Source organism: Streptomyces sp. NPDC059002, from assembly GCF_042740435.1.
GTDB lineage: Bacteria > Actinomycetota > Actinomycetes > Streptomycetales > Streptomycetaceae > Streptomyces.
Map to the genome: position 1 here is coordinate 61,476 of NZ_JBHYJI010000050.1, position 10,120 is coordinate 71,595.

Annotated in this window: 10 protein-coding genes; 5 read left to right on the top strand and 5 right to left on the bottom strand. The window is 72.6% G+C overall.

Annotated features, from left to right (window positions below):
- Nucleotides 1-54: 54 nt before the first annotated feature.
- The 3 genes from ACFWZ2_RS33035 to ACFWZ2_RS33045 form a co-directional block, all read right to left on the bottom strand.
- Nucleotides 55-1,206, bottom strand: coding sequence for a lysophospholipid acyltransferase family protein (locus tag ACFWZ2_RS33035; RefSeq protein WP_384551970.1), 1,152 nt, complete (start codon nucleotides 1,204-1,206; stop codon nucleotides 55-57).
- Between the two features lie 110 nt (nucleotides 1,207-1,316).
- The gene (locus ACFWZ2_RS33040) at nucleotides 1,317-2,180 is read right to left on the bottom strand and encodes a phosphatidate cytidylyltransferase (protein ID WP_384551972.1); all 864 of its coding nucleotides are present in this window, start codon (nucleotides 2,178-2,180) and stop codon (nucleotides 1,317-1,319) included.
- Nucleotides 2,177-2,782: a CDP-alcohol phosphatidyltransferase family protein gene (locus tag ACFWZ2_RS33045; RefSeq protein ID WP_384551974.1), complete on the bottom strand. Its 606-nt coding sequence runs from the start codon at nucleotides 2,780-2,782 to the stop codon at nucleotides 2,177-2,179. The genes ACFWZ2_RS33040 and ACFWZ2_RS33045 overlap by 4 nt, the downstream gene beginning before the upstream one ends.
- A 52-nt stretch (nucleotides 2,783-2,834) precedes the next feature.
- On the opposite strand from ACFWZ2_RS33045, the gene ACFWZ2_RS33050 reads away from it, so the two are divergent.
- Nucleotides 2,835-3,386 (top strand): GNAT family N-acetyltransferase, encoded by a 552-nt coding sequence (locus ACFWZ2_RS33050; RefSeq protein WP_384551976.1) that lies wholly within the window; start codon nucleotides 2,835-2,837, stop codon nucleotides 3,384-3,386.
- 136 nt (nucleotides 3,387-3,522) lie between these two features.
- Here the strand turns inward: ACFWZ2_RS33050 and ACFWZ2_RS33055 are convergent, their stop codons facing one another.
- Nucleotides 3,523-4,524, bottom strand: coding sequence for an NADP-dependent oxidoreductase (locus tag ACFWZ2_RS33055; RefSeq protein WP_384551978.1), 1,002 nt, complete (start codon nucleotides 4,522-4,524; stop codon nucleotides 3,523-3,525).
- 129 nt (nucleotides 4,525-4,653) lie between these two features.
- Between ACFWZ2_RS33055 and ACFWZ2_RS33060 the strand changes: the two genes are divergently transcribed.
- The gene (locus ACFWZ2_RS33060; RefSeq protein WP_384551994.1) at nucleotides 4,654-5,586 is read left to right on the top strand and encodes a LysR family transcriptional regulator; all 933 of its coding nucleotides are present in this window, start codon (nucleotides 4,654-4,656) and stop codon (nucleotides 5,584-5,586) included.
- 198 nt (nucleotides 5,587-5,784) lie between these two features.
- The gene (locus tag ACFWZ2_RS33065) at nucleotides 5,785-5,913 is read left to right on the top strand and encodes a hypothetical protein (RefSeq protein ID WP_384551980.1); all 129 of its coding nucleotides are present in this window, start codon (nucleotides 5,785-5,787) and stop codon (nucleotides 5,911-5,913) included.
- Between the two features lie 12 nt (nucleotides 5,914-5,925).
- Here the strand turns inward: ACFWZ2_RS33065 and ACFWZ2_RS33070 are convergent, their stop codons facing one another.
- Nucleotides 5,926-7,503 carry a purple acid phosphatase family protein gene (locus ACFWZ2_RS33070; protein WP_384551982.1) on the bottom strand — a complete coding sequence of 526 codons (1,578 nt, stop codon included), beginning with the start codon at nucleotides 7,501-7,503 and terminating at the stop codon, nucleotides 5,926-5,928.
- A 152-nt stretch (nucleotides 7,504-7,655) separates the two neighbouring features.
- Between ACFWZ2_RS33070 and ACFWZ2_RS33075 the strand changes: the two genes are divergently transcribed.
- Nucleotides 7,656-8,705: a 3-isopropylmalate dehydrogenase gene (locus tag ACFWZ2_RS33075; RefSeq protein ID WP_384551984.1), complete on the top strand. Its 1,050-nt coding sequence runs from the start codon at nucleotides 7,656-7,658 to the stop codon at nucleotides 8,703-8,705.
- A gap of 267 nt (nucleotides 8,706-8,972) precedes the next feature.
- Nucleotides 8,973-10,064, top strand: coding sequence for a branched-chain amino acid aminotransferase (locus ACFWZ2_RS33080; protein WP_384551996.1), 1,092 nt, complete (start codon nucleotides 8,973-8,975; stop codon nucleotides 10,062-10,064).
- Nucleotides 10,065-10,120 lie beyond the last annotated feature (56 nt).

A 10,120-nucleotide genomic window follows, 5' to 3' on the forward strand; every position in this document is an offset into this window, starting at 1 on the left:
GAAGACGGTCTCCGCGCCATGGTGCAGACCAATCCCGCGGTACGGGTGGCCGGTTCAGCTCCACCCCGCGACGATCAGCGAGAGCCCGACCGCGAACCCGCCGCACAGCAGCGCCAGATACCGCCCGTAGAACCGCCGCAGCCGGTGCGCGAGGAACCCGAGGGCGCCGAAGGCGAGGCCCACGGTGAGGGTGCGGGAACCGCGCGAGAGCGCCGAGCGGGCCAGCCAGTCGGACGGTGCGACATCGGCGCGGCCCGCCTCCCGCGCGTACACCTTGAAGGGGATGCCGTTCCACGGCTGGTGCCGGATGGCCGCCGCGGACTCGACGGACAGCTCGTTGCGCGCCTCGGCGCGCATCCGGTCCGTCGTCAGGGGCTGCGGCAACTGCACGCCGGAAGCCGCTAGTTGGAGGGCGAGGAGACCGCCCGCGAGGCTTCCCGCGAGCGCCGCGAGCGACAGCTTCAGGGCCCGGCGCGGCACCGCCACGCACGCCACGGCGAGGAACAGCTCGGGCATCAGCGGCCAGCTCAGCGCCTCCGCGCACGCCCACACGAAGGCGAGCGCGAGCCCCCACCGCGAGCCGACCACCGCGGCGGTCCGCCTGCGCACGGCCGAGTCCCTGAGGGGCTCTTCGGTCGTACGACGATGCAGCGCGACCACCGCGTCACGCGCCTCCTCGGGCGTGGCCGACGCGGGCAGCGGCTCGCCGATGGTGACCCGCACGAGCGCGGGACGGAGCCTGCCGTGCTTGGGCAGCAGCCGGTCCGTGCCCGCGATGCCCACCGGGACCACCGGCACGCCCGCCCGCTCCGCGAGGACGAGGGCGCCCCGGTGGAACGAGCCGAGCTCGCCCGCCCGCGCGCGGGTGCCCTCGGGGAAGAGCACCACCGCACGGCCCGCGCGCAGGTCGTCCGCCCGCTCCAGGAGATCGGCCATGCCGCCCCCGGTGCGGCGGACCGGGAAGCCCGCGGCCAGGCGGCTGCAGATCCGCCTGCGCCACGGCGACGCGAACCAGTAGTCGGCGGCCGCGCCGATCGCGGGGGAGTGCCGGGCGTCCAGCGCGGCGAGCAGGGCCGCGGTGTCGGCGTGGGAGGAGTGGTTGGCCACGACGACGCAGCCGCTGCGGGGGAGGCGGCCTCGGCGCTCTACGCCTCCGGTGAGGGTGAGCAGGGTCCACCACAGGGCTCGTCGTAGCGGCGCTGCCACGGGGCTCCGCCCCGGACCCCGGTCCGCAAACTCCCCCAAGCTCTTAAGGAGCAGGGAGGGGCCCCCTCGACGGGCTGAATCTGCCCGCCCCAGACGCTCCTTCAGCATGTTCACAGCGTCACCACCATCGTCAGAAGCAGCGCCACGAGGAGTGAGTCGATGCGGTCGAGGAGGCCGCCGAAGCCCGGGAGCCAGGTGCCTGCGTCCTTGACGCCCGCCTCGCGCTTGACCATCGACTCCAGGAGGTCACCGGCGACGCAGCCCACGAGGACCGCCGCCCACAGGAGGGGCGAGAACGCGTCGACTGCCGTCAGCGCGGCGGCCGTTGCGGCCGCGCCGCCGACGACGCCCGCCCATGTCTTGTTCGGTGAGAGCGGGGACAGGGCACGGGACAGCGGCCCCTTGCGGCCGAGTGCGGTGCCGCCGCACCACGCGCCCACGTCGCCGAACGCCACGGCGACGCCCACCGCCACCGCCGTGTCGCCGAGCAGGACGAGGCCGCTGAGGGAGACAGGGATCCACAGGAGGCCGAAGACCGTGCGGCACGCGCGCGTGAAGCCCGTCGAGGTGTCTCCGGAGAGCAGCGCCACCGCCGCGGCGGCGATCAGGAGCACGCCCGCCGTCCGCAGGTCGAGGGCGTCGGGTGCGGCCCACGCGAGGGCGGGCAGCGCCACGGCCGCGGCGGCGAGGACCGCCTGCTCGCCCCGGGGCAGCGCGGCCATGCGCGCGTACTCGCCGACGGCGACCACGCCGAGCGCGGCCGCGAGGGCGAACGCCCCCGCCGTGCCCAGGAAGAACGCCCCGAGGAAGAGCGGTGCCGCGAGCGCCCAGGTCCGCCAGCGCTTGCGCAGCTCGGCCCGCATCCGTACCCGCGAGGGCAGCGCGGCGACGGCCACACCGCCCGCGCCGAGCACCCCCGCCACCACGGGCACGGCCCGCCCCGCGGCCTCCCCGGCCACGAACACCGCGCTCATCGCGCACCCCGCACGTCACCCGGGGCCGCCGTGCCCAACTCGCCCCACAGACGGACCAGTCGGACCCCCGCCGTCAGCGCCGACCCGGCCGCGACCACCGCGAGCACCGGCACCGCCCAGCCCGACGCCGCCGCCACCACGACGAGGGCGCAGCGCTCCGTCTTGCCGACCGGGCCGCCGTTCAGCCGGCCCGCGCCCGCCGCGGCGCCCGCGAGGGACACCCAGGACGGCAGCGTCGCCGCGAGGCCCGCCGTCGCCACCAGCCACAGCGGGGCGACGGCGAGGAAACCGGCCAGGACGATCAAGTCCGCGGCGCGGTCGCCGAGTTCATTGAGGAGGGCGCCCCTGCGGGTGGTGCGGCCGGTGTCGCGGGCCAGCGCGCCGTCGAGGTTGGCGAAGGCCAGGCGCGCGGCGAGCAGCACCGCCACCGGCAGCGCGGCGAGCGGCGCGGGCAGCCAGGCGAGCGCGGCGGCCGCGCCCGCCGCGCACACCACGCCCGCCGCCGTGAGGGTGTCGGGCGACACCTCGCGACGGACCAGCGCGGCCCGCGCGCCGGACAACTTGTCCGCGTACCAGGGCTTGAGAGCGTAGAGGCCGTTCATGGGTCCGACTCTGCCGCCCGGCGGCCGGGGCCAAATCGGGGTGCGTACTCAAATGGGGCCTGAGTACGGTGGGCGCGTGACCACCCCGCGTACCGCCCACACCAGCGAACTGACCCAGGACGACCTCCTCGACGCCCGCCGCCTGCTGGACGCCGCCTTCGACGGCGACTTCAGCGACCACGACTGGGAGCACGGCCTCGGCGGCATGCACGCCCTGGTGCGCGACGCGTCCGGCGCCCTCGTCGCGCACGGCTCCGTGATCCAGCGCAGGATCCTGCACAACGGCCGCTCGCTGCGCATCGGTTACGTCGAGGCGGTCGCCGTCCGCCCCGACCGGCAGCGGCAGGGTCTCGGCGGCCAGGTGATGGGCTCCCTGGAGCGGATCATCGACCGGGCGTACGACTTGGGGGCGCTCTCCGCGTCCGACGAGGGCCAGCGGCTCTACCTCGCGCGCGGCTGGCAGGAATGGAAGGGCGCGGTCGGCACCCTCGGTCCCGACGGCGTGCTCCACATGCCGGACGAGGACCCGCCGCTGCTGTGGGGCGCGGACCTGGATCCGGCCCATGAGCTGCTCATCGACTGGCGGGACGGCGACGTGTACTAAGCGCTCCGCGGGAAGTGCGGTCCCCATCTGCGGGTGCGTCGTGGCCGGTCGCGCAGTTCCCCGCGCCCCTTCGGGGCGCACCCGACCGCACCGGACTTCCACAAGGCCGCTTAGACGGACGGTCCCGCGGAAGCGCTCAGGCCTCGACAGCCGCGCGAACGATCATCTTCCCCCTGTTCTCGCCCCGCAGCATCCCCAGGAACGCGTCCACGATCCGGTCGAAGCCGTCCACCACCGTCTCGTCGAGGTGGATCCGCCCGCTCTGCAGATGCGGCACCACGAACTCGTACAACTCCTCCTGGAGATGCGGGTAGTCGCGCACGAGGAAGCCCTCCACGCGCAGGCTCTTCTCGACGATGTCGGGCAGATTGCGCAGCGCGTACGGCGCCCCCGTGGCGTTGTACTGCGCGATCGTGCCGATCCGCACGACGCGGCCGCGCTCGCGCAGCGAGGAGATCGCCGCCTCCAGGTGCTCGCCGCCGACGTTGTCGACGTACAGGTCGATGCCGTCGGGCGCGGCCTTGGCGAGGAGGTCGGCGGTGGGGCCCGCGTGGTAGTCGAAGACCTCGTCGTAGCCGACGTGTTCGGTCAGATACGCCGCCTTCGCCGCCGAGCCCGCGCTGCCGACGAGCCGTCCCGCGCCCATGAGGCGGGCGAGCCGCCCGGTCGCCGTGCCGACGCCGCCCGCCGCCGCGGAGACGAACAGGTCCTGTCCCTCGCGGAGTTCGGCGATGCGGGTGAGGCCGACGTAGGCGGTCAGGCCGGTGCCGCCGAGGATGCTCAGATACGCGGAGAGGGGCACGCCGTCGAAGCGCGGGAGGCGGCGCACCTCGGCCGGGGTGACCACGGAGTGGGTGCGCCAGCCCTGCCGGTGGAAGACGATCTCGCCCTCGGTGAGCGCCGGGTCGCGCGACTCGACGACGCGGCCGATGGAGCGGCCCTCCAGCGGGGCGTCGAGCGCGAAGTCGCCGTCCATCATTTCGCGGTGGTAGGGGTCGACGGACCAGTACAGGTTCTCGACCAGAGCGGTGCCCGGCGCGGGCACGGGCAGTGCGGACTCCACGAAGGAGAAGTGGTCGGCGGTCGGGAAGCCGTGGGGGCGGGCGGTCTGGTGCACGGTGAGCGCGGTCTCGGTCATGTCCGTGACCGTAGGCAGGAATGCGGACGCCGGGCAGAGGGTTGCGCTCATGGAACGCCCCCGTCCATGAAGACTCCTCATAGCCCCAGGCAGGCCCCCATGACCGCTCGCGTCGGACCCGCCGACCCGATGAAGTCCACCGGCAGCGCGGCACTGCCCGGCGACCTCGCACCCCACGAGCTGCGCATCCTCGTCGCCGTGGAGCGCGAGCGCGGGTTCTCCGCCGCCGCGCAGGCGCTCGGCGTGACGCAGTCCGCCGTGTCCCACTCGGTCCGCGGCACGGAGCGCAAGGTCGGCGCCGTGCTCTTCGAGCGGGGGCGGAAGGGGGCCGTGCCGACCGCGGCGGGCGGCGTCGCGGTCGCGCATGCGCGGCGGGTGCTGCGGCTGCTCGACGCGCTGGTCGTGGAGGCCCGCGGCGCCGGGAGCGGTGCCGGTGATGTCGCCGAGGGGCAGCTGCGCATCGCCGCGTTCCGCAGTGTCGCCCTGCATCTGCTGCCCGCCGCCCTGGAACGCCTGACCGCCCGCCATCCGGGCCTCGCCCCCGAGGTGCGTGTCGTGCGGGAGCTGGGCGCGGGCACGGCGGGCGAGGTCGCCGACGGCCGTGCGGACGTGGGCATCGCGACGATCGGCGGCACCTCGCCGGTGCCCGCGGGGCTCATCGGCGACGTCCTCATGGAGGAGCCCTACTCCCTCGTGCATCCGGCGGGCCACCCGGACCCCCGCTCGCTTCCGCTGATCGACTGGCACGAGAACTGCGGCTCGTACACCCGGCAGTGGTGGTCCCGCCAGGACTGGATCCCCAAGGCGACCGTCCTGACCGAGGACGACGGGGCGGTGCTCTCGATGGTGGGTGCGGGGCACGGCATGGCGATCATGCCGGGGCTCTCGCTGACCGGGGCGCCGGACTCCGTGCGGATCACCGATCTCGGCGCGGACCGCCCGACCCGCTCCGTGGGCTATGTCACCACCCCTGAGCTGGCCAGGTCCCTAGCGGTGCGGGCTCTCATCCGCGAGCTCAGGGCGGTGGTGGAGCGCCGATCCGGTGATCACCGTCTCAGATAGTAGGAAGTCCGAGTAATTGTGGAGACAGACGCTCCGTCCTCGCTTAGCTTTGTAGGAGCCGAACGTCTCGCTCGATCAAGCGAATGGCGGTCGTGAGCCGGAGCCCCATGCAGGCGAACCCTGCCGCTCCGCGGCTCTCCGCCCTTTCCGGCGTCTCGAATACACCCTTCCTTTTTTCCTTCAAGGAGTGGATCTCCCATGGCCGAGACGACCGTCCGCCGAGTCCGTCACATCTCCCGTACGAGCGATTCCGAGCGCAAGAACGCCGCCGCGGCCCTCCAGAGGGCCCTCGACCGCAGGGACAACGGCGGCGAGACCGGCCACTGAGCCACCGCGCGGCTACCCGCCCCGCACCACATCGAAGTGGTCGACGCGTTCGCCGGTCCCGGCGAACGCGGAGACCGAGAGCCTCGGGTGCGCACCGGCCGTCACCTCCACCGCGAGGAACGAGAAGCCGGTGTAGCGCACCCGCGACCACTCCACGGTGTCCGGGTTCGCGTCGCGGGACTTCGTCCAGTGGAAGGTCGTGATGTGGTCGCGGTCGTGGACGTTGCCCTCGTGGCTGTCCTCGACACCGGGCCCGAACCCGTAGAGGTCCTTGCCCGCGCCGCCCGCGGTGACGTACACGATGCCGTCGCGCGTCGGATCGGTCGACGCGCCGACCGGCACGGGCCTGCCGACCTCGCCGCCCCTGATCGCGTCCGTGCGTTCGTAGACGTGGTTGTGGCCGTTGATCACCAGGTCCACCTGGTGCTCGGTGAACAGCGGCAGCCACGCGTCGCGCACCCCGCCGTCCGAGGCGTGCGTCGACGTCGAGTACGCGCAGTGGTGGAAGAAGACCACGATGAAGTCCACGGAATCGTCCGCGCGCAGCGCGCGCAGGCGTCGGTCGAGCCAGGCGGTCTGCCGTCCTTCCGAGTGGCCCCGGTTGGCGGGGATCTCGTACGAGACGTCGTTGGCGTCGAGGGCGACGACGCCGACGTTGCCGTACCGGAAGGAGTAGACGCCGGGCGCGGCCTTCGGGTCGAAGCCGTTGCCGGGCAGTGACCAGCGGGCCGACTGGCCCCCGTAGCCGTTCGGCGAGTACCACGCCTCCATGTCGTGGTTGCCGGTCGTCACCATCCACGGGACGGACCGCGCCACGGACTCCGTCTGCGCGAGGAAGGTGTCCCACACCCGCGCGTCGTACGTGTCCGACTCCTTGCCGTGCCCGGTGGTGTCGGCGTAGCAGAGGTCGCCCGCGTGCAGATGGAAGGACGGGTTCTGGCCCAGGATCAGCTGGTCGTTGGCGAGCGCGTGCGGGCCGACGCCCTGGTCGCCGAAGGCCGTGAAGACGAACGTCTCCGGCCGGGCCGGGGCCGTGCGGAAGGACCCGAGCGTGGCCAGGCGCTCGGGCGACGCCGGGTCGAAGCCGTCGTGGCCGACGCCGTAGTAGTACGTCGTGCCGGGCCGCAGCCCGTCGAGCGCCGCGTGCAGGTAGTACTGCTCGACGGCCGGCAGCTTCTTGGAGAGCGCGGGGGTGTGCAGGTCGCGCACCTCCGCCGCGATCTTCTCGCCGAGCTCCCAGGGCTTCAACCCCACCCGTACATAAGGGGACTTGACGGCGAGCGGCACCTGCCAGGAGATCCGCATCTGCGTCCGCGGGTCGGCCCCGAACGCGAGATGCCGTCCGAAGGGCGCCACGAGCGAGCCGTCCACGCGCACCGGCGCGGACCGGGCGGCCGAGGGGGCGGGGGCGGAAGGGGCGCCGCCCGAGCAGCCCGCGAGCAGGCCCGCGCCGCCCACCGCCCCCGCCGTGGCGAACGCGCCGGCGAGCACCCTGCGGCGGGAGAACTTCCCGCGCAGATACGCGTGCTGCTCCGGCATGCTCAACCGGCCCGCGAGCTGTTCCGGGATGCCGACATCGGGGGTGTCCATGTCCGGAGAAGTTCCCAGCGGCGCCCAACTCCCGCCAGACCTACGGGTGAAGAAGAGGTGGCCAAGTGGTGGCGTGCGTACCGGGTGACCAGGAGCGTCCGCATGCCGGACAGTGTGTGTCATCCCCTGGGACGAAGAGTAGGCTCGCCCGCATGTCGGCAAGCTCTCGCATCCTCAATCTCGCAGTCATCCCCGGAGACGGCATCGGCCCTGAGGTCGTGGCCCAGGGGCTCAAGGTCCTCGGCGTCGTCCTCCCGCAGGATGTGAAGCTGGAGACCAAGGAATTCGACTTCGGCGCGAAGCGGTACCACGCGACCGGTGAGACCCTCACCGATGCCGACGTCGAGGCCCTCAAGCAGCACGACGCGATCCTCCTCGGCGCGATCGGCGACCCCTCGGTGCCGTCCGGCGTCCTGGAGCGCGGCTTCCTGCTGAAGCTCCGCTTCCTCTTCGACCACCACGTCAACCTGCGGCCCTCGAAGCTGCTCCCCGGCGTCGCCACCCCCCTCAAGGGCCAGCCCGAGATCGACTTCGTCGTCGTACGCGAGGGAACCGAGGGCCCCTACACGGGCAATGGCGGCACCATTCGCCAGGGCACCGAGCACGAGGTCGCCACCGAGGTCTCCGTCAACACCGCCTACGGCGTGGAGCGCGTGGTCCGCGACGCCTTCGCCCGCGCGCAGGCCCGCCCGCGCAAGAAGCTGACGCTGGTCCACAAGAACAACGTCCTCGCGTACGCCGGTCACCTCTGGACCAACATCTTCACCAAGGTGGCCAAGGAGTTCCCCGAGGTCACCACCGACTATCTGCACGTGGACGCGGCGACGATCTTCCTCGTCACCGACCCCGCGCGGTTCGACGTGATCGTCACCGACAACCTCTTCGGCGACATCATCACCGACCTCGCCGCGGCCGTCTCCGGCGGCATCGGCGTCGCGGCCTCCGGAAACATCAACCCGGGCCGCGAGTTCCCCTCGATGTTCGAGCCCGTGCACGGCTCGGCGCCGGACATCGCGGGCCAGGGCAAGGCCGACCCGACGGCCACCGTCCTGTCCGTCGCCCTCCTGCTGCGCCACCTCGGCCACGAGTCCGAGGCCGCCCGCATCGAGGCCGCCGTCTCCGCCGACCTCGCCGAGCGCGGGGACACGGTCCGCAGCACCGAACAGATCGGCGACGCGCTCGCCGCACGAGTAGCGGGCTGACGCCCGGCAGCTCGTCATCGCACAGAAGCCGCCGGGCCCGGAAAGGCACCCGGCGGCTTCTCGTATGCGGCCCCCGGGTGTCACCATCGACCCCCGGGCCGCATTCATGCCGTTTCTTCCTCGGGACCCCGCGAGCGATAATCGAACGTGGGGCCGTGAAAGACAGGGAAGCTCGGACGTCCCAGTACCGGCCGGTATCGACCCGGTGCCGGACGGACGGGCGTGAGCGCGGTCCGTCACCATCACACCGTGAAGGACGTAGTACTCATGACGACGACGCCGACCATCGAGCTCAAGCCATCCTCGACCCCGCTGGCTGCCGCGGAGCGCGAGGCGATCCTGGCCAACCCGGGATTCGGCCGGCACTTCACCGACCACATGGTGACGATCAAGTGGACGGAAGGCCGCGGCTGGCACGACGGCCAGCTCGTGCCGTACGGCCCGCTCTCCATCGACCCGGCCACCAACGTCCTGCACTACGCCCAGGAGATCTTCGAGGGCCTCAAGGCCTACCGCCAGCCCGACGGCTCGGTGGCCTCCTTCCGCCCCGACGCCAACGCCCGCCGCTTCCAGGCGTCCGCCCGCCGCCTCGCCATGCCCGAGCTGCCCGTCGAGACGTTCATCGAGGCGTGCGACGCGCTGGTCACGCAGGACAAGGACTGGGTGCCCGCGCACGGCGGCGAGGAGTCCCTCTACCTGCGGCCCTTCATGATCGCGACCGAGGTCGGCCTGGGCGTGAAGCCCGCCAACGAGTACCTCTTCATCGTCATCGCCTCGCCCGCGGGCGCCTACTTCCCCGGTGGCGTCAAGCCCGTCTCCATCTGGCTCTCCGAGGACCGCGTGCGCGCAGTCCCCGGCGGCATGGGCGACGCCAAGACCGGCGGCAACTACGCCGCTTCGCTGCTCGCGCAGGCCGAGGCCGCGGCCAAGGGCTGCGACCAGGTGGCCTACCTCGACGCGGTCGAGCACAAGTGGGTCGAGGAACTGGGCGGCATGAACCTGTACTTCGTGTACGGCAACAAGATCATCACGCCGTCCCTGACCGGCTCCCTGCTCGCCGGTGTCACCCGTGACTCCCTCCTCACGGTCGCCCGTGACCTCGGCTACGAGTCGGAGGAGGGCCGCGTCTCCATCGACCAGTGGAAGACCGACTCCGCCAACGGCACCCTCACCGAGGTCTTCGCCTGCGGCACCGCCGCGGTCATCACCCCCGTCGGCACGGTCAAGTGCGCCTCCGGCGAGTGGGTCCAGAGCGAGGGCAAGCCGGGTGACGTCACGCTGAAGCTGCGTGAGGCCCTTCTTGACATTCAGCGGGGTACGACGCAGGACGTCCACGGCTGGATGCACGACCTCGGCTGAGAGCCCCGTAAGGGGCGCGGGGAACTGCGCGAGCAACCACGAAAAAGCCGCAGTCG

Coding starts and splice junctions, on each gene's coding strand:
- ACFWZ2_RS33040 (WP_384551972.1), bottom strand. CDS start 2,180: ATGAGCGCGGTGTTCGTGGCCGGGGAGGCCGCGGGGCGGGCCGTGCCC.
- ACFWZ2_RS33045 (WP_384551974.1), bottom strand. CDS start 2,782: ATGAACGGCCTCTACGCTCTCAAGCCCTGGTACGCGGACAAGTTGTCC.
- ACFWZ2_RS33050 (WP_384551976.1), top strand. CDS start 2,835: ATGGGGCCTGAGTACGGTGGGCGCGTGACCACCCCGCGTACCGCCCAC.
- ACFWZ2_RS33055 (WP_384551978.1), bottom strand. CDS start 4,524: ATGACCGAGACCGCGCTCACCGTGCACCAGACCGCCCGCCCCCACGGC.
- ACFWZ2_RS33060 (WP_384551994.1), top strand. CDS start 4,654: ATGAAGTCCACCGGCAGCGCGGCACTGCCCGGCGACCTCGCACCCCAC.
- ACFWZ2_RS33065 (WP_384551980.1), top strand. CDS start 5,785: ATGGCCGAGACGACCGTCCGCCGAGTCCGTCACATCTCCCGTACGAGC.
- ACFWZ2_RS33070 (WP_384551982.1), bottom strand. CDS start 7,503: ATGGACACCCCCGATGTCGGCATCCCGGAACAGCTCGCGGGCCGGTTG.
- ACFWZ2_RS33075 (WP_384551984.1), top strand. CDS start 7,656: ATGTCGGCAAGCTCTCGCATCCTCAATCTCGCAGTCATCCCCGGAGAC.
- ACFWZ2_RS33080 (WP_384551996.1), top strand. CDS start 8,973: ATGACGACGACGCCGACCATCGAGCTCAAGCCATCCTCGACCCCGCTG.